The 22,201-nt window shown below is 70.0% G+C and carries 18 protein-coding genes, 1 tRNA gene and 1 pseudogene; 12 read left to right on the forward strand and 8 right to left on the reverse strand.

Annotated features, from left to right (window positions below; translation table 11 throughout):
• The first annotated feature begins 202 nt into the window (after positions 1-202).
• The 3 genes from Q0Q47_RS05245 to Q0Q47_RS05255 all read left to right on the forward strand — a co-directional run bounded on the left by Q0Q47_RS05245 (position 203) and on the right by Q0Q47_RS05255 (position 5,437).
• Positions 203-3,691: a DNA methyltransferase gene (locus Q0Q47_RS05245; RefSeq protein ID WP_293855451.1), complete on the forward strand. Its 3,489-nt coding sequence runs from the start codon at positions 203-205 to the stop codon at positions 3,689-3,691.
• A 74-nt stretch (positions 3,692-3,765) separates the two neighbouring features.
• Positions 3,766-4,668, forward strand: coding sequence for a DMT family transporter (locus Q0Q47_RS05250; protein ID WP_293855454.1), 903 nt, complete (start codon positions 3,766-3,768; stop codon positions 4,666-4,668).
• 46 nt (positions 4,669-4,714) lie between these two features.
• On the forward strand, positions 4,715-5,437 hold the full coding sequence (locus tag Q0Q47_RS05255) for a DUF930 domain-containing protein (RefSeq protein WP_293855457.1): 723 nt from the start codon (positions 4,715-4,717) through the stop codon (positions 5,435-5,437).
• 3 nt (positions 5,438-5,440) lie between these two features.
• Here Q0Q47_RS05255 and Q0Q47_RS05260 read toward each other — a convergent pair whose 3' ends face one another.
• From Q0Q47_RS05260 to Q0Q47_RS05280, 5 genes are all read right to left on the reverse strand, one after another.
• Complete coding sequence (locus tag Q0Q47_RS05260; RefSeq protein WP_293855460.1) at positions 5,441-7,099, reverse strand: SulP family inorganic anion transporter; 1,659 nt, start codon at positions 7,097-7,099, stop codon at positions 5,441-5,443.
• 8 nt (positions 7,100-7,107) lie between these two features.
• Positions 7,108-8,166 (reverse strand): nitronate monooxygenase family protein, encoded by a 1,059-nt coding sequence (locus tag Q0Q47_RS05265; RefSeq protein ID WP_293855463.1) that lies wholly within the window; start codon positions 8,164-8,166, stop codon positions 7,108-7,110.
• Positions 8,167-8,273: 107 nt separating this feature from the next.
• Positions 8,274-9,071, reverse strand: a complete 798-nt coding sequence (locus Q0Q47_RS05270) for a CDP-diacylglycerol diphosphatase (RefSeq protein WP_293855466.1) — start codon at positions 9,069-9,071, stop codon at positions 8,274-8,276.
• A gap of 87 nt (positions 9,072-9,158) precedes the next feature.
• Positions 9,159-9,914 carry a TIGR02186 family protein gene (locus Q0Q47_RS05275; protein WP_293855469.1) on the reverse strand — a complete coding sequence of 252 codons (756 nt, stop codon included), beginning with the start codon at positions 9,912-9,914 and terminating at the stop codon, positions 9,159-9,161.
• Positions 9,911-10,837 (reverse strand): sulfite exporter TauE/SafE family protein, encoded by a 927-nt coding sequence (locus Q0Q47_RS05280; RefSeq protein WP_293855472.1) that lies wholly within the window; start codon positions 10,835-10,837, stop codon positions 9,911-9,913. Before Q0Q47_RS05280 ends, Q0Q47_RS05275 begins: the two co-directional genes overlap by 4 nt.
• A gap of 338 nt (positions 10,838-11,175) precedes the next feature.
• Here Q0Q47_RS05280 and Q0Q47_RS05285 point away from each other — a divergent pair, with 338 nt between their 5' ends.
• A complete protein-coding gene (locus Q0Q47_RS05285; protein WP_293855475.1) occupies positions 11,176-12,720 on the forward strand; it encodes a DHA2 family efflux MFS transporter permease subunit in 1,545 nt (514 codons plus the stop codon).
• A gap of 40 nt (positions 12,721-12,760) precedes the next feature.
• Here Q0Q47_RS05285 and Q0Q47_RS05290 read toward each other — a convergent pair.
• Positions 12,761-12,850 (reverse strand) — tRNA-Ser (locus Q0Q47_RS05290).
• A 303-nt stretch (positions 12,851-13,153) separates the two neighbouring features.
• On the opposite strand from Q0Q47_RS05290, the pseudogene rplU reads away from it, so the two are divergent.
• The 8 genes and pseudogenes from rplU to ugpC all read left to right on the forward strand — a co-directional run.
• Positions 13,154-13,450 (forward strand): annotated as a pseudogene (rplU, locus tag Q0Q47_RS05295) (50S ribosomal protein L21); the annotation flags it as partial.
• 106 nt (positions 13,451-13,556) lie between these two features.
• A complete protein-coding gene (gene rpmA / locus Q0Q47_RS05300) occupies positions 13,557-13,823 on the forward strand; it encodes a 50S ribosomal protein L27 (protein WP_293855478.1) in 267 nt (88 codons plus the stop codon).
• Positions 13,824-14,049: 226 nt separating this feature from the next.
• A complete protein-coding gene (locus Q0Q47_RS05305) occupies positions 14,050-14,673 on the forward strand; it encodes a GNAT family N-acetyltransferase (protein WP_293855481.1) in 624 nt (207 codons plus the stop codon).
• Between the two features lie 33 nt (positions 14,674-14,706).
• Positions 14,707-15,249 (forward strand): DUF3833 family protein, encoded by a 543-nt coding sequence (locus Q0Q47_RS05310; RefSeq protein ID WP_293855484.1) that lies wholly within the window; start codon positions 14,707-14,709, stop codon positions 15,247-15,249.
• A 302-nt stretch (positions 15,250-15,551) separates the two neighbouring features.
• Positions 15,552-16,823 (forward strand): sn-glycerol-3-phosphate ABC transporter substrate-binding protein UgpB, encoded by a 1,272-nt coding sequence (ugpB, locus tag Q0Q47_RS05315; protein WP_293855967.1) that lies wholly within the window; start codon positions 15,552-15,554, stop codon positions 16,821-16,823.
• A 196-nt stretch (positions 16,824-17,019) separates the two neighbouring features.
• The gene (ugpA, locus tag Q0Q47_RS05320; protein WP_293855487.1) at positions 17,020-17,901 is read left to right on the forward strand and encodes a sn-glycerol-3-phosphate ABC transporter permease UgpA; all 882 of its coding nucleotides are present in this window, start codon (positions 17,020-17,022) and stop codon (positions 17,899-17,901) included.
• Positions 17,902-17,926: 25 nt separating this feature from the next.
• Complete coding sequence (gene ugpE, locus Q0Q47_RS05325) at positions 17,927-18,775, forward strand: sn-glycerol-3-phosphate ABC transporter permease UgpE (protein ID WP_293855970.1); 849 nt, start codon at positions 17,927-17,929, stop codon at positions 18,773-18,775.
• An 18-nt stretch (positions 18,776-18,793) separates the two neighbouring features.
• On the forward strand, positions 18,794-19,873 hold the full coding sequence (gene ugpC / locus Q0Q47_RS05330) for a sn-glycerol-3-phosphate ABC transporter ATP-binding protein UgpC (RefSeq protein ID WP_293855490.1): 1,080 nt from the start codon (positions 18,794-18,796) through the stop codon (positions 19,871-19,873).
• Positions 19,874-20,107: 234 nt separating this feature from the next.
• On the opposite strand, the gene phbB is transcribed toward ugpC, so the two are convergent.
• Together phbB and Q0Q47_RS05340 are read right to left on the reverse strand one after the other, a co-directional pair.
• On the reverse strand, positions 20,108-20,833 hold the full coding sequence (gene phbB / locus Q0Q47_RS05335; RefSeq protein WP_293855493.1) for an acetoacetyl-CoA reductase: 726 nt from the start codon (positions 20,831-20,833) through the stop codon (positions 20,108-20,110).
• A gap of 64 nt (positions 20,834-20,897) precedes the next feature.
• Positions 20,898-22,073 (reverse strand): acetyl-CoA C-acetyltransferase, encoded by a 1,176-nt coding sequence (locus tag Q0Q47_RS05340; protein ID WP_293855496.1) that lies wholly within the window; start codon positions 22,071-22,073, stop codon positions 20,898-20,900.
• Between the last annotated feature and the right edge of the window lie 128 nt (positions 22,074-22,201).

Here is a 22,201-nt window from a genome sequence, read left to right on the forward strand (position 1 = left end):
ACCGCCACGACCATTCTGCGTCCTTCGACTCGGCCGCTCCGCGGCCGGCTCAGGATGAGGGGAATTGGGGGCTGGGGCACACGCCACCACCCTCCCCGCGCGAACCACCGCCCAAACGCCTGCGGCAGCAACCTCCGGTTCGTTGTTCCTCCGCGTGGCCCGGCTAACCTCCCGGCATTTCGAGCACCGCCGAATTGCCGCCATGGTCCTGCCCGTGCCTCCGGCGACCGCCGGGGACGATCCCGTCGAGAGTTTCATCGCGCGCTGGGATGGGCGGCCGGGCGGGGCGGAGCGTGCCAACTACGCCATGTTCCTGGCCGAGCTCACGGCCGTGATCGGCGCGCCGCCTCCTGATCCGGCGGCGGTCCGCGGGGAGAACGACTACTGCTTCGAGCGGCCGGTGACGGAACGGCTTCGCGACGGCTCCTCCTCCACCCGGCGGATCGATCTCTACCGCCGCGACTGCTTCGTGCTGGAGGCCAAGCAGTCGCGCATGGACGGCGACAAGCGCACAGTGGATCCGGCCGCACGGTCGGCGCACGTCCCCGCCGAGCGCGGCCGGCGCGGGGCCTCGCGAGCCTGGGACGTGCTGATGATGAATGCCCGCGCCCAGGCTGAGGACTATGTGCGCCTGCTGCCGGACGGGCATCGGCCGCCGCCCTTCGTGGTCGTGTGCGACGTGGGCCACTGCATCGAGCTCTATGCCAACTTCCGGCGGGACGGGAAGGCCTACGACCAGTTCCCCGACAGGCAGGGCTTCCGCGTCTATCTCGACGATCTGCGCGATCCGGCCGTGCGCGCGCGGCTGAGGGCGGTGTGGTGCGATCCCGAGAGCCTCGACCCCGCCCGGCGTGCCGCGGCGGTCACGCGCCTCGTCGCCGAGCGTCTCGCCGCGGTGTCGAAGGTGCTGGAACGCTCGGACCATCCCGCCGAGGAGGTCGCGGGCTTCCTCACGCGCTGCATCTTCACGATGTTCGCCGAGGACGCCGGCCTCCTGCCGCACAGGAGCTTCCGCGATCTCCTGCAGCGCTGCGAGCGGAACCCGGCCGACTTCGTGCCCTTCGTGGGCCAGCTCTGGGAGGCCATGGACACGGGCCAGTTCGCCTTCGCCATCGGCCGGCGCGTCCCGCATTTTAACGGCCGCTTCTTCAAGCGGCGCGCCGTTCTGCCGCTGGCGCGCGAGGAAATCGGCGCCCTGCGCGTCGCCGCCGAGCAGGACTGGAGGAGCGTGGAGCCCGCCATCTTTGGCACCCTGCTTGAACAGGCGCTGGATCCCGGCGAACGCCGCCGGCTGGGCGCCCACTACACCCCGCGCCCCTATGTCGAGCGCCTCGTGGCCGCCACCGTGGTCGAGCCGTTGCGCGAGGACTGGTCCGCCGTGCTCGCCACCGCGCAGCGCCAGCGCGAGGAGGGGCGCGCCGGCGAGGCGTCGGCGACGGTGCGCGCCTTCCACGACCGTCTCTGCGCCGTGCGCGTCCTCGACCCAGCCTGCGGGACCGGCAACTTCCTCTACGTGGCACTGGAACTCGTGAAGCGGCTCGAAGGCGAGGTGCTGGAGGCACTGGCCGACCTCGGCGGCCAGGAGGCCCTCACCGGGCTCGCCGGCCACACCGTGGATCCGCACCAGTTCCTCGGGATCGAGGTGAATCCCCGTGCCGCCGCCATCGCGGAGCTGGTGCTGTGGATCGGCCATCTGCAATGGCACCTGCGCACGCGGGGCGGCGCTCCCTCCGAGCCCATCCTGCGCGCCTTCGGCAACATCGAGACGCGCGACGCCGTGCTCGCCTGGGACGGCTATCCCCACCCCGTGCTGCAGCGCGACGCGGCCGGCCGCCCCGCGACGCGGCTCGTGGACGGCGCCAGCGAGGAGATCCACGCCTTCCCGAACCCCCGCCTGCCGCCCTGGCCGGCGGCGGAGTTCATCGTCGGCAACCCGCCCTTCATCGGCGGCAAGGATGTTCGCGCCCGTCTCGGCGATGCCTATGCCCAGGCCCTGTGGGACGCCCACCCGGACATGAACGACAGCGCCGACTTCGTCATGTACTGGTGGGACCGCGCGGCCGACCTCATCACCCGCAAGGGCAGCGTGCTGCGCCGCTTCGGTTTCGTCACCACCAACTCCATCAGCCAGGTCTTCCAGCGCCGCACGCTGGAACGCTACATGGCCGGCAAGACGCCGGTTTCGCTGGTAATGGCGATCCCGGACCACCCGTGGACCAAGGCCACGCCGGACGCCGCCGCCGTGCGCATCGCCATGACGGTGGCCGAGGCCGGCAGCCGCGACGGCGTGCTGCGCGAGGTGACGAGCGAGGCGGGGCTGGAAACCGACCAGCCGGCGATCTTTTTCGAAGAGCGGACCGGGCGGATCCATGCGGATCTGACGGTGGGGGTAGATATTACAAAAGCTAGCGAACTGCTTGGGAATTCGGGTGTCTGCCACGACGGCGTCAAACTACATGGAACGGGCTTCAGGCTTCACCCGCGTGAAGCCGAATGGCTTGGACTAGGAAGTAAGCCTGGGCTCGACCGATACATCCGACCGTACCGGAATGGACGAGACTTAGCTAAAAAATCAAGAGATCTAATGGTGATAGATCTCTATGGCCTGGCCGCTTCTGATGTTCGGGCCGCTTTTCCTGAAATATATCAGTTTCTCCTGGAGCGAGTGAAGCCTGTTCGCGATGCAGAGGCTCGCCGATCAGGAAAAAAGGATGCTCAGACGTATGCCGAATACTGGTGGCTCTTCGGCAAACCGCGGCCCGATCTGCGAAGCGCGTGTAGTGCTTTGTCCCGATGTATAGTTACAGTTGACACGGCTCGCCACCGGGTCTTTCAGTTTACAAACACAAACGTCGTGTATGACGATAAATGCGTCCTTATCTGCCATGACGACGCACTGATACTCGGCATCCTTTCGTCAAGAATCCACGTAGATTGGGCGAATAGAGCAGGAGGTCGACTGGGTGTCGGCAATGACCCAGTATACGTTAAGACTCGTACCTTCGACCCCTTCCCCTTTCCCGACGCTTCCCCCGCCCAGGCCGAGGCCATCCGGCGCCTCGCCGAGGAACTCGACGCGCACCGCAAGGCGCGGCTGGCCGCCCATCCGCATCTGACGCTCACCGGCCTCTACAACGTCCTCGAGGAGCTTCGGGCCGGCACCGCGCCGGACGCCCTCTCCGCCAAGAGCCGGCGCATCTACGAGGATGGGCTCGTGCTGATCCTGAAGGAGCTGCACGACACGCTCGATGCGGCGGTCGCAGCCGCCTATGGCTGGTCGGCGGACCTGCCGGACGAGGAGGTGCTGGCCCGCCTCGTCGCCCTGAACCGACGCCGTTCCGCGGAGGAGGCGGCCGGGCAGGTGCGCTGGCTGCGGCCCGACTACCAGGTGCCGCGCTTCGGCACCCCCGCGCAGAAGGCGGAGTTCGATCTCGGCGGGACCGCGCCCGGCCAGCCCGGCGACGCCGCGGGCCGCCCCGCCTTCCCGCGCGGCTACCTCGAGCAAACCGCCGCCGTCATGGCCATGCTTGCCGCCGCTCCCGGGCCCGTCGACCCAGGCTCGCTGGCCGCCGCCTTCCGCCAGGGCCGGCGCACCACGCCCACCATCGCCGCGATCCTCGGGGCCGCCTCGCGCACTGGCCGCCTCGCCACCACCCCGGATGGCCGCTTCACCTTGCGCCGGGCTGGCTGAGCCGATCGACGCCGACGGGCCGGATGCCCGGCGATGGCTTGACAGCCACCCCGCTCCGCCTTCACCACCGCGCCATGAACCGCACGCTCGCCACGCTCATCGGCTTCGTCGCCGTCATCACCTGGTCGTTCCTCGCCTGGCTCTCCACGGCGGCCGGGTCCGTGCCGCCGTTCCAGCTGGCGGCGATGACGTTCTTCATCGGGGGTGTGGTGGGGGCGGCGACGTGGGTGTGGCGGCCGGGTGCCATCGCGACGCTGCGGCAGCCCTGGCAGGTGTGGGCGCTGGGGATCGCGGGGCTGTGCATCTACCACAACGCCTATTTCTTCGCGATCCAGGCGGCCCCGCCGATCGAGGTGAGCCTGATCGCCTATCTCTGGCCGCTGCTGATCGTGGTGTTCGCCTCCTTCCTGCCGGGCGAGCGGCTGGCGGCGCACCACGTGGTGGGCGTCCTGCTGGGGCTCGCGGGCGCGGTGCTGGTGATCACCAAGGGCGGCAGCGTGGGGCTGGCGGAGGGCATCCGGGCGGGGCACGTCGTGGCCCTGTTCTGCGCCTTCGTCTGGTCGGGCTACTCGGTGCTGACGCGCCGCTACGGCTCCGCGCCCACCGACATGGTGGTCGGCTACTGCTTCATCACCGCCGTCACCTCGCTGGTGCTCCACCTCGCCTTCGAGACCACGGTGGTGCCGCAGACCGCCACGCAGTGGACCGCGATCGCGCTGCTGGGAGCCTTCCCGCTCGGGGTGGCCTTCTACGTGTGGGACTGGGGCTGCAAGCACGGCGACATCATGGTGCTGGGCGCGCTCTCCTATCTTTCGCCGCTGTTCTCGGTGATCGTCCTCATCGTGGCGGGCTACGCCGCGTTCAGCTGGTCGGTCGCGGCGGCCTGCGCGCTGATCGTGGCGGGGGCGGTGATCGCCTCGAAGGACATGTTCCGCCGGCGGCCCTCCGTGGAGGCCGAGCAGGCGGCGGGAGGGTAGGGCCGGACCGTGCCTTGCGCTCGTGGCACGCGGTGAGGGAGCGTTCATGCCGTCGGGGGGCGTTTCGCTGCACGTGCCGCGCCGTCCCCCGCAGGCTCCGTGGGGCCTGGCCGCCTCGCTCGCCCTGCACGTCTGCCTTGCCGCCGCGCTCCTGTCGGAGATCGTCCAGGCGCCCCAGCCGCCCGACTTCGCCGACGAGGTTCCGGTCGAGGTGCTCACCGCGCAGCAGTTCGACGCGATGACCCGCCCGCCGGCGCCGCCTCCCGCGCTCCCCGCCCCCGAGACCCTGCCGCCGCCGCCAGCCTCGGCGCCCGCCGAGACCGTGCCCGGCTTCACCGCGCCGGCGGTCGCGGCCCCGCCGGCCTTCGGCGCGAGGGTCCACGCCACGACCGTGCTGTCGACGGCGGTGCTCGACTCGCCCCGCAGCCGGCGAACCCGGGAGAAGCTCGCCCGCGTGGACCTCACCACCCGCCTCGAACAGATCTGCGGGATCGAGGCGCTGGCCCAGATCGCGGGCCTGCGGGCGGGCTACCAGCCCACCAACGTGGTGGCCTACGCCCTGGGCGACGTGCGCGCCGACGGGGACGCGATCGTCGCGCCGGGGGCGGCTTTCCTCAGCGTGCACCGCTGGTATCGCCTCGACTTCCGCTGCCGCCTGGCGCGGGGCACGCAGCGCGTGGCCGCGTTCGACTTCGCCGTCGGGCCCGAGATCCCGCGGCGCGAGTGGGAGAGCCACGGCCTGACGGACCACGCGGCCATGGACGACTGAGGCTCACGGCGCCGGCGGCTGCCGCGAGGCCACGAGGTCCACCGTGTTGTCCACGCTGTAGCCGCAACGCCCGAGCAGGCCGACCTCGCCGGCCTCTCCCAACAGGTCGCGGATGGCATCCCTGACCCGCGCCAGGTAGAGCGTCCGCCCCGTGCCCTGCAGGCGCCGGTCGAACTCCAGCAAGGCATCCAGCGCCGTGCTGTCGAGATCGAAGGTTTCCTCGAGGCTCAGGATCACGGCCGAGACCCGCGGATCCGCCGTGGCAGCGGTTTCCACCGAGCCCAGCACCTGGTCGGCGTTGCCGAAGAACAGCGGCTCGGCCGGCCGCCAGATGGCGAGGCCGGGCACGCCCTCGGCGTCCGGATGGCGGCCGACGTCGACGAAGTCGTGGCTGCCGGGAAGCCGCCCGAGACGCATGACGATGGGCTGGGCGAGCCGGCGGAGCAGCGCGACCACGGACAGCGCGATGGCGAGCAGCATGCCGTTGACGACGCCGAGCGCCAGCACGCCGATGGCCGCCGCCGGCCCCATGAGCCGGTCGCGGTCGATCCGCCACAGCCTGGCGAACGGACGAGGGTCCAGCGCGTGCGCCACGGCCGCGATCACGACCGCCGCCAGCACCGGTTCCGGCAGGAACGCCAGGGCGTCGCGGCCGGCGAGCAGCAGCGCGACCAAGCCCAGGACGGCGACGACCCCGGCGAGCCGCGAGCGCGCACCCGCGGCCTCGGCCAGCGCGCCCGCGGAAAACCCCGCCCCGACCGGCATCCCGCCCGTCACGGCGCTCGCCACGTTGGCCAGCCCGAGGGCCCGCATCTCGCGGTCCGGCTGCACGGCATCGCCGTGGCGCAGCGCGAGCGTGCGCATGGTGCCCCAGCTCTCGGCGAACAGGATCAGCACCAGCGGGAGCGCGAGCTGGGCGACGTGGGACAGGACCTGCGCCGAGACGTGCAGGCCCGAGGGCCAGGCGAGCCCCAGCGGAATCACGCCGACGGTGGCGACGCCGCGCGAGGGCAGGTCGATGGCCGCCGAGATCGCGACGGAGCCGACGAGGACGAGGAAGGCGGCCGGCACGGCCCGCCAGCGACGCAGCACGGCGAGGACGAGGAGCGCGCAGAACCCAGTGGCGAGGCTCGCCGGGCTCGCGGTGCGAAGCGCCGCCGCCGAGGCCAGCACGACGTGCGGGAGGCCGCCGGGACCAATGTCGAGCCCGAGCAGGAGCGGGATCTGCCGCAGGATGATCGTCACCGCGAGCCCGAAGGCGAACCCCTTCAGCACCGGCCGGGAGATGAAGCCGGAGAGGTTGCCGACGCGGGTCACCGAGGCGAGGAGGAAGAACAGGCCGACGAAGGCCACGACCAGCGTCGCGGCCTCGGTCCTCTCGACCGCGCTGCCCGGCAGGTTGGCCAGCGCCGCCGCCAGGATCGCGGCCGAGGAGGAGGTCGGCGCCACGATGGCGAAGCGGCTGCGGCCCGCCGCCAGGTAGACGAGGCCGCCCACCACCGCCGCGACCAGCGCCCGCTGCGGCGGCAACCCCGCGATCCCGGCATAGGCGATGGCCTCGGGCAGCAGCAGGCCCGCCACGGCCAGACCCGCGAGCCCGTCGGCCAGCCGGCCGCGGCGGCGGGGCGCCGTGATGCTCTGCTCGGGGTCGCCCACCGACATGGCGTCCCTCAGGACGCCGGAGCCAGGCCGGCCTCGTCGGCCAGCCGACGGACGAGTTCCGCGGCCGGCATGACCCGGCCTTCGGCGTACCGCGTTCCGGCCCAGAGCGGCGTGAAGTCCACCCGGCCGGCGCGCTCGGCGGCCGCGCGCAGCGGGGCGAGATAGTTGGCTCCGAGCGGGAAGGCGGGAGCATCCTCGCGCAGCGGTCCCAGCTCGCGCATGATGCGGTTGACGATGCCGCGGGCCGGCCTGCCGGTGAAGAGGGTGGTGAGCGCGGTCTCCTCCCCGCGCGAGCCGACCAGCGCGGCGCGGTGCAGCGCGCTGGTGCCGGCCTCCGGGCAGAACAGGAACGCGGTTCCCAGCTGCGCCGCCGACGCCCCCTGCGCCAGCACCGCGGCGACGTCGGCGCCGTTCATGAGGCCGCCTGCCGCGACCACGGGACGCGACACGCTGGCGACGACCGCCGGCAACAGGCTGGCGAGCGGGATCCCCGGCGGCCGCTGCGTGAGGAAGTGCCCCTGGTGGCCGCCGGCCTCGACGCCCTGGGCGATGATGACGTCGCAGCGCGGCTCCAGCCAGCGTGCCTCCTCCGCCGAGGTCGCCGACGCCATGACCACGGCCCCCGTCGCCCTGACCCGCGCCAGCAAAGGGTCGGCCGGAACGCCGAAATGGAAGCTCACGACCTCCGGCCGCGCCTCTTCCACGAACGCGCAGGCCGCCTCGTCGAAGGGGTGGCGCGCCGCGCCCGACGGCAGGGTCGAGGGATCGATGCCGTGCTCCGCGTAGTAGGGCGCCAGCACCGCCCGCCACGCCACGTCGCGCGCGGCATCGTCCACCGGCCGGGCATGGCAGAAGTAGTTCACCGCCACGGGCTTGGCCGTGCGCGCGCGGATGGCGCGCCACTCGGACCGGACGGCGTCGAGCCCCAGCGTCGCCGTGGGCAACGAGCCGAGGCCGCCGGCCTCGGCGACCGCGACGACGAGGTCGACGGTGGTGGAGCCGGCCATGGGCGCCTGGATGATCGGGAGTTCGACACCCAGAGCCTCGAGCCACTGCGAGCCGGCCATGTTCCATCCTCCCCTTCGCGCGCGCGCCCCGGGACGGCTCCCGGGGCGACCGCAGAGTGTCCCGGCGCACGCGCGGCGTCCACCGTCGAAGGCGCCGGAGGCCGGCGTCAGCCGGCCGCGCGGGCCCGCACCAAGCCGCAGTCGGGATCGAGAAACCGCTCCAGGGTCCGGCCGGTCGTGTAGAGCAGCACGAACTCGTTCTGCCCGCTCGGCCCCACGATCCCCGCGGCGCCGAGATTGATGCGCCCGGCGTCGATGTCCGGCGGCAGGGGCACCGCGTCGTAAAGGTCGCGGCGGAAGTCGAGGCCCGAGAGGTCGTCGGAGGCCCACCGGCGCGCGAAGGTGCGGCGATAGCCCTCCAGGGCTACCCAGGGACCCGCGGGAATGCCGCGCAAGGCGGCGAAGGCCTGGGCCGCCTCGCGGGTCAGGCATTCGACGTGGATGTGCAGCTGCTTTTGCGTGCGGTTCCAGGGGCCGTTGATGGCGAGGCCGAAATCCGCCCAGCCCGGCTTGCCGGCGATGTGCGCCGTGGCCTGCTCGCGCAGCCGCCAGGCCGCCGCGAGGTAGTCACTGCCCGACCTGCCGGCGAGCTCGGGGCTCTCGATCCCGTCGATCCGCTCGCTCGGCACCACGAGGACGTGACCGGGTTCGAGCGGCGCGTTGAGCACGACGATGTCGCGGCCGCCGGGCGTCTGCGACACGAACAGGCACGGCCACGCGCTGCCCGTCCATCGCTCGGCCACCTCGCACGCGTTGATCGCCGCCCACAGCGCCCGCCGCTTCAGGCCCGGCCCGTACGCGACGATGCCCGCCAGTCCCACCAGCAGCACGACGAGCCACACCGCCCCCCACCGCCCGGACAGGGGACGCCGCACCAGCGTCGAGAACACGGAGGACCGTTGCACGGGATCGAAAGCTCCAGGCACTGCGGATGGCCGGGAGCATGCTCTAGCACGGGACGGCAAACAGGACGTAACGACGGCCCGGCGCCCTCAATCCCTGCGGAAGACCACCGAGGCAAGCAGCCCCATGGCCACCGCGATGGCCGACGTCACGAGGCCGTAGAGCCAGGGCCAGTCGCGGGAGGATTGCGACACGAAGCTCTCGAAGCCGGTCTTGCGGACCTCGAAGCTCGTGGTTTCCTGGGCCAGCTGGACGCCGTCGGCGAGCAGGGCGGCCGTGACCTCGTAGTTGCCCACGGGCGCCGTCGCCGGCACCGGGATGGAGGCCCGGAACACGTCCGGCGCGATGAACGTGACGCCCCGGTCCTCCTCGGCATAGAGGCCGTTCTCCTGGCGCAGGCGCAGGAGCGCGGCGCGGAACTGCACGTCGTCGCTGGTGCCAAAGCCGGGCCGGGGAACCAGCGCCTCGATGCCGATGCGGTAGCGCTCGCGCAGGTCGGCCGGCGCGATCTCGTCGAGCGGGCGGCTCGCCAGGACGGCGATGGTGGCCGGCAGGGCGCCGAACTTGCGCTGCTCGAGGTTGACCCAGACCGGTCCCACCTGGACCTTCCTGCGCACCGAGAAGACGCCGGCCGGCCCGCGGGCCGTGATGACGATGTCAAGCGGACCCTGCCGGGCCACGCTGGCGCGATCGCGCAGGATGGCGCCGAACACCACGAGGTCGGTGCCGCCATAGGTCTGGGTGATGCGCACCTGGTGGCTGGAGAGCGACAGGATGATCGTTTCCGCACGGGCCGCCACCGGCGCCGCGACGGCGAGGATCCCGGCCAGCAGCCAACGCATCATTGGCGCACCTCGACGGCGCCGATCGAGTAGAGCTCGACGGGCCGCACGACCGCCTCGACCAGGAAGCGGACGCCCACGGCCAGCACGATGAGCGCCAGCAGCAGGCGGAACTGTTCGCCCCGCAGATTGCGCCCGGCGCGGGCGCCGAACTGAGCCCCGAACACCCCGCCCAGGACGAGCAGGAACGACAGGACCACGTCGACGGCGTAGTTGGTCACGGCGTGCAGCATCGTGGCCGCGATCATCGTGAACAGGATCTGGTACAGCGAGGTCCCCACCACGACGGCCGTCGGCACCCGGAACAGGTAGATCAGGGCGGGGACGATCAGGAATCCGCCGCCGATGCCGAGCACCGCGCCCAGGAACCCGATGGTGATCGACAGGGCCGCGAGCGGGATGACGCTGCAGTAGATCTGCGACCGGTGGAATCGCACGCGGAACGGCAGGCCGAAATACCAGGGATGCGCGCCCCTGGCCTTGCGCGGCGGGACCGCACCCTTGCGGGTGCTCCACAAGGCGCGCAGGCTTTCCACCAGCATGAGCGAGCCGACACCGCCTAAAAGGACGATGTAGGACAGCATGATCACGAGCTCGAGCTGCCCCAGGCGCCGCATGGCGTTGAAGAACCAGACACCGAGCACCGTGCCGATCAGGCCGCCGGCGAGCAGGATGGTTCCGAGCTTCACGTCGAGCGCCCGGCGCCGCCAGTAGGCGAGCGCCCCCGTGACCGACGAGGCGGTGATCTGGGCGGACACGGTGGCCACCGCGATGGCGGCCGGGACCCCGATGAAGATGAGCAGGGGCGTGAGGAGAAACCCACCGCCCACGCCGAACATGCCGGAAATGAACCCGACGGCCGCGCTCAGCCCCAGGACCAGGAAAATGCTGACCGGCATGTCCGCAATGGGGAGATAGATATCCACGACGCGCCGGAGAACCTGCTGCTGGGCAATGGCCGGGAAGAACGGATGACCGCGCGCGACGCCCCCGGGGCTGGGAGGTCAAGCGGGCGCCTGGGACGATCGAGGCCTCGCCAGACTAGTGACCCGGCGCAATTCCTACAAATGACTTTGCTTGGGCGGCGCCATATCCGCCTTGAATGACGCGGGACGCTTGGCGCTGCGGCTTCGCGTCCACGGCATCGGTGGTGGCGCCGTGCTACCACATCGAGCTTGGGAGGCGCGCAGTCCGCGCGGCTTCGGCGACCTCCATTGGCTCGAAGGCTCGGTGACAGCATGGGACGGGATTTCCCACTCGCCCGATGAGACCCGTTGGGACGGACGCCGCGCCCGGCGTCGGCGCGAGGACATGGACGGGCTTCGCCATGATGGCGCTGGGCATGTTCATGGCCATTCTCGACGTGCAGGTGGTGGCGACGTCGCTGCCGACCATCCAGGGCGCGCTGGGCGTGGCCGCCGACCAGATGAGCTGGGTGCAGACGGCCTATCTGGTGGCCGAGGTCGTCGCCATTCCGCTGACTGGCCTCCTCACCCGCATCCTCACCATGCGCGGCCTGTTCGTGGCGGCCGTGTCGGTGTTCACGCTCGCCTCCGTGGGCTGTGCCCTGAGCGGGGGCTTCGCGAGCCTCATCACCTGGCGGGTGCTGCAGGGGTTCTCCGGCGGCACGCTGATCCCCGCCGTCTTTTCGGCCGTGTTCCTGCTGTTCCCGGTGCGCCTGCAGGGGGTGGCCACGACCATGGCCGGCGTGCTCGCCGTACTGGCGCCCACCGTCGGTCCCGTCGTCGGCGGATGGATCACCGAGACGTGGTCGTGGCACTGGCTGTTTCTCATCAACCTGGCGCCGGGCCTCGTGGCCGCGGGCCTGGGTCTCGTCACGCTGCCCCGCGACGAGGCCTCGCCGGGCGATCTCCGCCTGATCGACCTGCCCGCGCTCGCGCTGATGGCCACCAGCCTCGCCGCGCTGATCCTCGGCCTGAAGGAGGCCCCGCGCGAAGGCTGGGCGTCGCCCCTCGTCATCGGCCTCCTGGCGCTGTTCGCAGCTTCGCTCGTGCTGTTCGTCCGGCGCAGCTGGGGCGCCCCGCACCCCATCGTCGAGCTGCGGACGCTGCGGGAGCGCTGGTTCGCCACCGGTTGCCTGCTCAGCTTCGTGCTCGGCATCGGGCTCTTCGGCTCGGTCTACATGATGCCCGTCTTCCTCGCGGTGTCCCACGGCTACGGCGCGCTGCGGATCGGCGAGATCATGCTGGTCACCGGCGTCGCGCAGCTCGTCACCGCGCCCGTGGCGGTCGCGCTGGAGAAGCGAGTCGACCCACGCTGGCTCTCGCTCGCCGGATTTCTCCTGTTCGGGGTCGGCCTCGGGCTCAGCGCCCGCCAGACGGCCGGCGCGGACTTCGACGAGATGCTGTGGCCGCAGGCGATCCGCGGCGTCGCCATCATGCTCTGCCTCCTGCCGCCGACGCGCATGGCGCTGGGCTTCCTGCCGGCCGACCGTGTGGCGGATGCGTCCGGCCTGTTCAACCTCATGCGCAACCTGGGCGGCGCCATCGGCATCGCGCTCATCGACACCGTGATCTACGGGCGCGCGCCGGAGCTCGGCCGCGAGGTCCAGGCCCGCCTCGCCGCCGGCGACGAGGCCACCGCCACGGCCGCGCAGATCCCGCTCGCCCTGTTCCGCGCCCAGCCCCCCGGCCCGCCCCCGCCGGACCTCCTGGCCTTCCTCGCTCCCAAGATCGAGCGCCTCGCCACCCTGCTGGCCATCAACGAGGCCTGGGCCCTGGTGGCCGCCGTTACCGTCCTGGCGGTGGCGAGCCTGCTGTGGGCGCGCGGAAAGCCTGCGGGGGGGTGAACCCCGCCGGGGATGATTGCTGGATTGCGTGGGTGGAAGATGGCGGAGAGGGGGAGATTCGAACTCCCGATGGGCTTGCACCCATGCCGCATTTCGAGTGCGGTGCATTCAACCACTCTGCCACCTCTCCGCAGATCACGAGGTGTCGGGCCCGGGGGCCCGCGGGGCGATGCCCCGGTGGTCGGCGGGGGCAATAGCACGCGTCCTTGGGTTCCACAAGCGGGCCTGTCGAGGGGGATGAGGGTGACGGGGCGCGGACCGGCCGGGCGGGCGGCCCGGCGGCGCGTCGGTTGACACCGGCGGGCCTCGCCTGTAGTGAACCGCCTTCGCGCGTGGACTCCCGTCCAGGCGTGATCCCGGTCACAACTGTGAAAAAGCCGGCCGCTTGCGGGTTCCTGCGGGCAGAGCCGGGTCGAACACGAGGACAAGAACGATGTTCGCAGTCATCAAGACCGGCGGCAAGCAGTACAAGGTTGCCGCCGACGACGTCATCACGATCGAGAAGCTCGCGGTCGAGGCCGGCCAGACGGTCACCTTCGACGAGGTGCTGATGGTCGGCAACACGATCGGCGCGCCGACCGTGGCGGGTGCGAAGGTCACCGGCACCGTGGTCGAGCAGACCCGCGGTCCCAAGACCATCTCGTTCCACAAGCGCCGCCGCCAGAACTCGAAGCGCAAGCGCGGTCACCGCCAGGAGCTGACGGTGGTGAAGATCACGGAGATCGCGACGGCCTGAAAAGGCCTCTCTCCAGGATCACGAGCGCCCGGTTCGCCGGGCACCTGACGAAACGGAAGTTCCGGGCTATAAGCCCGCATCGGATTTACGGAGCACGATCATGGCTCACAAAAAGGCAGGCGGTTCCTCGCGCAACGGTCGCGATTCCGCGGGTCGACGTCTCGGCGTGAAGAAGTTCGGCGGCGAAGCCGTGCTCGCCGGCAACATCCTCGTGCGCCAGCGCGGCACGAAGATGCACCCGGGCACGAATGTCGGCATGGGCAAGGACCATACGCTCTTTGCGCTCACGGCCGGCAAAGTCGAGTTCCAGAACAAAGCGAACGGCCGAATTTTCGTAGCCGTGCAGACGCAAGAAGCAGCAGAATGACGGCGTAGGTCAGACGAAGGACCTCCGCCGGCGCCCACAGCCCCGGCGGACCCAAGTCGCGACCTGCGATCCAAAGTCCGGAAAAGGCCCCGACCAGGGGACTTCGAGGGGAGGTGGGCAACCACCTCCCCTTCGTCGTTCCAGGGTCACGCGTTCCCGCTATGGGCCAGTTAGCCCCAACCGAATCGGAGGGCCGGCTATGTTTCCGGACATCACTCGAGACGACGTGTTCAGACTGGAGACCCGGCGGCTTTGGCTGCGCTGGCCGCGCGCCAAGGATGCCGCCGCTCTCACCGCCATCGCCAGCCGCCGCGAGGTGGCCGAGATGACGTCGCGCATCCCGCACCCCTATCCGGCTGGTGCCGCCGAGGCGTTCATCCTGCAGGCCCGGGAGGCCAACACCAGCGGCGAGGAGATCGCGCTGGTGGCGATGCTGGCCACGGGCAAGCGCGAGGTCATCGGCACGGTCAGCGCCAGGCACAACGACGAGGGCCGCATCGAGATCGGCTATGCCTTCGCCCCCGAGCACTGGGGCCGGGGCTACGCCACCGAGGCGGTGCACGCGCTCGTCGACGCGATCTTCATGCTCACCGACGAGCCGGCCATCGAGGCCAAGGTGCGGGTCGTCAACGCGGCCTCGCAGGGCGTGCTGCGCAAGTGCGGCTTCGCCACCGTGGGCACGGGGCTCGAATCCTTCCCGGCGCGCGGCGGGCTCTACCCGGTCGACTTCTTCCGCCTCGAGCGGAAGGTGTGGAAGAGCCTGAAGCTGTGGGCCGAGCCCGAGCTCGTCCTCCCCCCGCGTCGCCCGGTCGCGGCGCCGGAATGGTCCGCGGAGGCTCTCGGGGCGTAGACGACTGAGTTCGTCGAAACCCTGGAGGAGCCCTTGTTCAACCGCATCCGGGCGGCGGCCTTCGCGGCCGCCGCCCTCGTCCCCATGCCCGCGCTGGCCGCCGGCGCGCCCGCCGCACCGGCCTCGGCCGGCAAGCTCGTGCTGGAGGAGTTCTTCCGCGGCCCGCTCACGGCCCAGGGCGTCTTCACCAACACCCGCGACGGCACGACCCGTTCCATGAAGGTGCGCATGAACGGCACCTGGGACGGCACCACGCTGACCCTCGTCGAGGATTTCGTCTGGTCCGACGGCGAGAAGGACCGCAAGACCTGGCGCTTCACCCGTGTCGGCGAGGGCCGCTACACCGGCACCCGCGAGGACGTGCTCGGCACCGCCGACGTCGTCCAGGACGGCAACGACGTGCGCCTGTCGTACACCGCCCGGGTCACCACCAAGGACGGGTCGGCCTATTCCATCCGCTTCGCCGACGTCCTGCGCCTCACCGACAAGCGCACGGTGCTCAACACCGCCGACCTGAAGGCGTTCTGGTTCGTGCCGGTCGGCACGGTCGCGCTCACGATCCGCAAGGGCAAGTAGCGGGTCGCGCCTCGCCGCGCACGTCATGCCCGGGCGCGGTCCGGGCATTCACGACGCGAGCCCGGCTGAGACCACGTCGCGGATCCCCGGGCAGAGCCCGGGGACGACGGCGCACGGCCTTCTGCCATCTGGAAAAAACGCGCCCGTTCACCATCTCCCCCCGCGTCACATTTCGTCATTGAACTGTCGTGGAACATTCATGCTAAAGTGACAGAGAACCACAACAAGCGTTCCACGCCCCAGGGGCGCAGAGGGAGAAACTCATGAAGCACCAGTTGTTCGCCACGCTCTCGGTCGCCGCCATGCTCACCGCGGCGCCGGCTCTCGCCCAGACCGAGATCCAGTGGTGGCACGCGATGACGGGCGCCAACAACGACGTCGTCAACAAGCTCGCGGCCGACTTCAACGCCTCGCAGACCGAGTTCAAGGTCGTCGCGACCTACAAGGGCTCGTACGCCGACACGCTGAACGCCGGCATCGCCGCCTTCCGCGCCGGCAACGCCCCGCACATCATGCAGGTGTTCGAGGTCGGCACGGCGACCATGATGGGCGCCAAGGGCGCCATCAAGCCGGTGCAGGACCTGATGAAGGAGGCCGGCGAGGCCTTCGATCCCAAGTCCTACCTGCCGGCCATCACGGGCTACTATTCGACCGCCAAGGGCGACATGCTGTCGTTCCCCTTCAACTCGTCCTCCATGGTCATGTGGGTCAACAAGGACGCGCTGAAGAAGGCAAACATCGCCGAGATCCCGAAGACCTGGCCGGAGGTGTTCGACGCCGGCAAGAAGCTCAAGGCCGCCGGCTACGACAAGTGCGGCTTCACCGCCGCCTGGTCGCCGTGGGCGCTCGTCGAGCAGTTCTCGGCCTGGCACAACGTCCCGATGGGCACGAAGGCCAACGGCCTCGACGGGTTCGACACCGAGATGAAGTTCAACAGCCCGACGCATGTGCGGCTGCTGACCGACCTCGTGAACCTGCAGAAGGACAAGACCTACGACTATTCGGGCCGCGCCAACGAGAACGAGGGGCGCTTCACCTCGGGCGAATGCCCGATCATGCTCACCTCGTCGGGCTTCTACGGCAACGTGAAGGCCAACGCGAAGTTCGAGTTCGCCGCCGCCCCGATGCCGTACTACCCGGACGTCGCCGGCGCGCCGCAGAACTCCATCATCGGCGGCGCCTCGCTGTGGGTGATGGGCGGCAAGTCGGCCGCCGAGTACAAGGGCGTGGCGAAGTTCTTCACCTTCCTGTCGAACACCGACCGCCAGGCGCAGCTGCACATCGAGTCGGGCTACCTGCCGATCACCAAGGCCGCCTATGAGAAGGTGAAGGGAATGGGGTTCTACACCCAGTTCCCGGACCGCGAGACCCCCCTCAAGGAGCTCACCAACAAGGAGCCCACCGAGAACTCGCGCGGCCTTCGCTTCGGCAACATGGTGCAGATCCGCGACATGATCTCCGAGGAGCTCGAGAACGCGCTCGCCGGCAAGAAGTCGCCCCAGCAGGCGCTCGACGACGCGGTGGCCCGGTCCAACACGTCGCTGCGCCAGTTCGAGCGCACGGTCACCCGCTGATGCTACCGGTCCCCCCTCTCGCGAGGAGGGGACCCACTCCTTGTGCGTCCTTCGACACGCGGCCTGTGGCCGCTGCTCAGGATGAGGACTGTTCGGGCCAGCCCCGACGACCACAATCCTCTTCCTGAGCAGGTCGCGCAGCGACCGTTTCGAAGGACGCAGCATTTTCCCGCCCCTCGGGCATCGGTAAGGCCCCATGGACCACCGCGCCGTCTTCGGCAACCGCCTGCTGCCCTATCTGCTGCTCTTGCCGCAGTTGGCGATCACGATCGTGTTCTTCTACTGGCCGACCTCGCAGGCGGCCTGGATGTCGTTCCGCATCGAGGATGCGTTCGGCACGAGCACGGAGTTCGTCGGCCTCGAGAACTACCAGGTCCTGCTCAAGGACCCGGCCTACTACCAGGCCATGCTGAACACCGCGGTGTTCTCCGCGCTGGTCGCGTTCCTGTCGCTGTCCATCGCGCTGTTGCTCGCGGTGATGGCCGACAAGCAGATCCGCGGCGGCACCGCCTACCGCACCCTGCTGGTGTGGCCCTACGCCGTGGCGCCGGCCATCGCCGGCGTGCTGTGGCTCTTCATGTTCCAGCCCTCGCTCGGCATGATCGGCCGCAACCTGCGCGCCATGGGCGTCGACTGGAACCCCCTTCTGAACGGCGGCGATGCCATGACCCTCGTGGTGCTGGCCGCCACCTGGAAGCAGATCAGCTACAACTTCCTGTTCTTCCTGGCCGGCCTGCAGTCGATCCCCAAGAGCCTGATCGAGGCCGCCGCCATCGACGGGGCGCGGCCGGCCCGGCGCTTCTGGACCATCGTGTTCCCGCTGCTGTCGCCGACGACGTTCTTCCTGCTCGTCGTCAACATCGTCTACGTCTTCTTCGACACGTTCGGCATCATCGACGCCATCACCAAGGGCGGTCCGGCCCGGGCGACGGAGACGCTCGTCTACAAGGTGTTCAACGACGGGCGCCTGGGCGGCGACCTCGGCGGTTCGGCCGCGCAGTCGGTGATCCTGATGATCATCGTGATCGCGCTGACGTCGATCCAGTTCCGCTACGTCGAGCGCAAGGTGACGTACTGATGACCCTTTTCCCGCGGAGCGCATGATGGTCGAGCGCCGCCACTGGTTCACCGACCTCCTGCCGCACATCGTGCTGTGCCTGGGCGTGCTCGTCGTCGCCTTCCCCGTGTGGCTCGCCTTCGTCGGCTCCACCTGGGACGCCGGCACCATCGCCAACGGCAAGATGCCGCTCTACCCCGGCCCCTATCTGTTCGAGAACTACAGCCGGACCATCCTGCAGGGCCGTTCAGGCACTGGAGAGCCGGTCGGCATGATGATGCTGAACAGCCTCACGATGGCGCTCGCCATTGCCTTCGGCAAGATCGCCATTTCCATCTTCTCGGCCTTCGCCATCGTCTATTTCCGCTTTCCGTTCCGGATGGCGGCGTTCTGGCTCATCTTCATCACGCTGATGCTGCCGGTCGAGGTGCGCATCTACCCGACCTACAAGGTCGTGGCCGACCTGCATCTGCTCGACACCTATGCCGGGCTCGCCATTCCGCTGATCGCGTCGGCCACCGCGACGCTCCTGTTCCGGCAGTTCTTCATGACCGTGCCGCCCGAGCTCGTCGAGGCGTCGAAGATCGACGGCGCCGGGCCGATGAAGTTCTTCAAGGACACGGTGCTCCCGCTCTCGGTCACGACCATGGCGGCGCTGTTCGTCATCCAGTTCATCTATGGCTGGAACCAGTACCTCTGGCCGCTGCTGATCACGACGCGGCCGGACATGCAGACCATCGTCCTGGGCATCAAGAAGATGATCGTGACCCAGGACGCCCTCACCGAATGGCAGCTCGCGATGGCGACGGCCGTGCTGGCCATGCTGCCGCCCGTGCTCGTCGTGCTGGTGATGCAGAAGCTGTTCGTGCGCGGGCTCGTCGAGACGGAGAAGTGACGTGTCGGGAGAAGTGATTTGGCGGAAGTAACCCTGAGCGGCGTCCGCAAGGTCTACGCCGGCAACGTCGAGGCGGTGAAGGGCGTGAGCCTCGACATCCCGCACGGCTCCCTGTGCGTGCTGGTGGGGCCGTCCGGCTGCGGCAAGTCCACGCTGTTGCGCATGGTCGCCGGGCTCGAGACGATTTCCGGCGGCGAGATCGCCATCGGCGGGCGCGTGGTCAACCAGGTCGAGCCGGCCGACCGGGACATCGCCATGGTGTTCCAGAACTACGCGCTCTACCCGCACATGAGCGTCTACGACAACATCGCCTATGGGCTGCGCAACCGCGGCACGCCCAAGGACGAGATCGACAAGCGCGTGCGCGAGGCCTCCAAGATCCTGGCCATCGAGCCGTTCCTGGAGCGCAAGCCGCGCGCGCTCTCCGGCGGCCAGCGCCAGCGCGTCGCCATGGGCCGCGCCATCGTGCGCAAGCCGCAGGTGTTCCTGTTCGACGAGCCGCTCTCGAACCTCGACGCCAAGCTGCGCGTGCAGATGCGCGTCGAGATCAAGAAGCTGCAGCGCGCGCTCGGCGTCACCTCGATCTACGTCACCCACGACCAGGTCGAGGCGATGACGCTCTCCGACATCCTCGTGGTGATGAACGGCGGGCGCATGGAGCAGATCGGCACGGCCACCGACGTCTATCGCCGCCCGGCGACGACTTTCGTGGCCACCTTCATCGGCTCGCCACCCATGAACATGCTTCCCGGCCGCGTTACCGGCCCGGGCCGCGTCAGCGTGGGCGGCCTGGACCTCGCGGTCGACGACATCCGGGCGGGCGTGGCCACCGGCACGGACATCGAAGTCGGCCTGCGCCCGGAGGACCTCGAGGCGACGCCCGCGGCCGCCGGCACGGCGGGTGCCATGGCGGTCGACTTCGTCGAGGAGCTCGGCGCCACGCAGCTCTTCCACGGCACGCTGGGCGGCGCCACCATGGTCATCCAGGCCCAGACGGGCCGCATTCCGGTGGACACCAAGGCGCTCGCGCTGACCATCGCCGCGTCGCAGGTGCACGTGTTCGACAAGGGCACCGGGCAGCGGCTCGGGCGGGAGTAGACGCGCTAGACCGGTGTGCGCTCACTTCTCCGCCGTCATGGCTGGGCTTGGCCCGGCCACCCACGACCTTGGAGCGGTTGAGAGGAGTCGTGGATGCCCGGGCCGAGCCCGGGCAGGACGCCCGGAGGGGTCGGCGCATCGTTCGGAAGAGCGCCGAGGTCTCGCGGCTCGCCAGTACCCAACGAAAAAGGGCGGGGTCACCCCCGCCCTTCGCGTTCCGAGCACCAGGCCGGCTCAGGCCATGTACTGGCCGCCGTTGATGGTGAGCGTGGAGCCGGTGATCCAGGCGGCCTCGTCGCTGGCCAGGTAGACCACCGCGGCGGCGATCTCCTCGGCCTCGCCGAGGCGGCCGATCGGGATCTGCGGCAGGATCTTGGACTTCAGCACCTCTTCCGGCACGGCCTGCACCATCTCGGTGGCGACGTAACCGGGCGAGATCACGTTGACGGTGATGCCCTTGGTCGCGTTCTCCTGCGCGAGCGCCTTGGAGAAGCCGATGACGCCGGCCTTGGCGGCCGAATAGTTCGTCTGGCCCATCTGGCCCTTCTGGCCGTTCACCGACGAGATCGAGATGATGCGGCCGAAATTGCGGGCGCGCATGCCGTCGATCACCGGGCGGGTCATCGTGAACATCGAGTCGAGGTTCGTGGAGATGACCGCCTTCCACTGGTCGAAGGTCATCTTCTGGAAGAAGCCGTCACGGGTGATGCCGGCGTTGTTGACCAGCACGTCCACCGGGCCGAGCTCGGCCTCGACCTGCTTCAGGCCGGCGGCGCAGGCGTCGGCGTTGGACACGTCCCACTTGTAGACGGAGATGCCGGTCTCGGCCTTGAACTTCTGGGCGGCCTCGTCGTTGCCGGCGTAGTTCGCCGCGACCTTGTAGCCCTTCGCATGAAGGGCCTTCGAGATGGCCGCGCCGATGCCGCGCGTGCCGCCGGTGACCACTGCTACCCGTGCCATGCGTCTCCCCTCCGATGTCAGGTTGGGGCGCCCCGTTCGTCGGAGCGCCCAAGCTTCGTGTCGATCAGCGCTCGACGGTGAGCGCGATGCCCATGCCGCCGCCGATGCACAACGTCGCAAGGCCCTTCTTGGCACCGCGACGCTTCATTTCGTGCAGCAGCGTCACGAAGACACGCGCGCCCGAGGCGCCGATCGGGTGACCGATGGCGATCGCGCCGCCGTTGACGTTGACCTTGGAGGTGTCCCAGCCGAGGTCCTTGTTGACCGCGATCGCCTGGGCCGCGAAGGCCTCGTTGGCCTCGATCAGGTCGAGATCGTTGACGCTCCAGCCGGCCTTCTCGAGGGCCTTGCGGGAGGCCGGGATCGGGCCCGAGCCCATGATCGCGGGATCGACGCCGGCGGTCGCCCAGGAGGCGATGCGGGCCAGCGGGGTGAGACCGCGCTTGCTGGCCTCGGCCGCCGTCATGAGGACGACGGCGGCGGCGCCGTCGTTGATGCCCGAGGCGTTGCCGGCCGTCACCGTGCCGTCCTTCGAGAAGGCGGGACGCAGCTTGGCGACCGCGTCGATCGTGGTGCCGGGACGGATGTACTCGTCCTGGTCGACGATCACGTCGCCCTTGCGGCCGGGCACCGTCACCGGAACGATCTCCTCGGCGAAGCGGCCGGCCTTCTGGGCGGCCTCGGCCTTGTTCTGCGAGGCCACGGCGAACTGGTCCTGCTCCTCGCGGGTGATCTGCCAGCGGGTCGCGATGTTCTCGGCCGTGTTGCCCATGTGGTAGCCGTGGAAGGCGTCCATCAGGCCGTCGCGCAGCATCGAATCGACGAACTTCATGTCGCCCATCTTGGTGCCGTTGCGCAGGTGCGCGACGTGCTGGGCCTGGGACATGCTCTCCTGGCCGCCCGCCACGATGACGCTGGCGTCGCCGTTGGCGATCTGCTGCAGGCCGAGCGCCACCGCGCGCAGGCCCGAGCCGCAGAGCTGGTTGAGGCCCCACGCCGTCTTTTCCTGCGGGATGCCGGCCTTCATGGCGGCCTGGCGGGCGGGGTTTTGGCCCTGCCCGGCGGCGAGGATCTGGCCGAGGATGACCTCGTCCACGTCGCCCGGCGCGATCCCGGCGCGCTCGACGGCGGCCTTCACCGCGACGGCGCCCAGCTCATGGGCCGGCAGCGACGAGAGCGCCCCGTTGAACGATCCGACCGCGGTGCGGGCGGCACTGACGACGACGATATCCGTGGCCATGGTGTTCCTCCGGGAGTTCGGCGAGGGCCTTCCGCACCTGCGAAATGGACGCCCCTGTCATCTCTGTCGCGATCTTTCGGACGGCAGCGCGCGGGCGTCAAGCCGCCCAAACGCCGTGCCGCATCGTT

Origin of the sequence: uncultured Alsobacter sp. (assembly GCF_945952055.1) — a bacterium.
Classification (GTDB): Bacteria; Pseudomonadota; Alphaproteobacteria; order Rhizobiales; family Beijerinckiaceae; genus Alsobacter.

Excerpts from the sequence above, each read along its gene's own strand:
- ugpA (WP_293855487.1), top strand. The coding sequence starts at position 17,020 with ATGGACCACCGCGCCGTCTTCGGCAACCGCCTGCTGCCCTATCTGCTG.
- Q0Q47_RS05250 (WP_293855454.1), top strand. The coding sequence starts at position 3,766 with ATGAACCGCACGCTCGCCACGCTCATCGGCTTCGTCGCCGTCATCACC.
- Q0Q47_RS05340 (WP_293855496.1), bottom strand. The coding sequence starts at position 22,073 with ATGGCCACGGATATCGTCGTCGTCAGTGCCGCCCGCACCGCGGTCGGA.
- phbB (WP_293855493.1), bottom strand. The coding sequence starts at position 20,833 with ATGGCACGGGTAGCAGTGGTCACCGGCGGCACGCGCGGCATCGGCGCG.
- ugpE (WP_293855970.1), top strand. The coding sequence starts at position 17,927 with ATGGTCGAGCGCCGCCACTGGTTCACCGACCTCCTGCCGCACATCGTG.
- Q0Q47_RS05255 (WP_293855457.1), top strand. The coding sequence starts at position 4,715 with ATGCCGTCGGGGGGCGTTTCGCTGCACGTGCCGCGCCGTCCCCCGCAG.
- rpmA (WP_293855478.1), top strand. The coding sequence starts at position 13,557 with ATGGCTCACAAAAAGGCAGGCGGTTCCTCGCGCAACGGTCGCGATTCC.
- Q0Q47_RS05275 (WP_293855469.1), bottom strand. The coding sequence starts at position 9,914 with ATGATGCGTTGGCTGCTGGCCGGGATCCTCGCCGTCGCGGCGCCGGTG.
- Q0Q47_RS05265 (WP_293855463.1), bottom strand. The coding sequence starts at position 8,166 with ATGGCCGGCTCGCAGTGGCTCGAGGCTCTGGGTGTCGAACTCCCGATC.
- Q0Q47_RS05260 (WP_293855460.1), bottom strand. The coding sequence starts at position 7,099 with ATGTCGGTGGGCGACCCCGAGCAGAGCATCACGGCGCCCCGCCGCCGC.
- Q0Q47_RS05285 (WP_293855475.1), top strand. The coding sequence starts at position 11,176 with ATGAGACCCGTTGGGACGGACGCCGCGCCCGGCGTCGGCGCGAGGACA.
- ugpB (WP_293855967.1), top strand. The coding sequence starts at position 15,552 with ATGCTCACCGCGGCGCCGGCTCTCGCCCAGACCGAGATCCAGTGGTGG.
- Q0Q47_RS05245 (WP_293855451.1), top strand. The coding sequence starts at position 203 with ATGGTCCTGCCCGTGCCTCCGGCGACCGCCGGGGACGATCCCGTCGAG.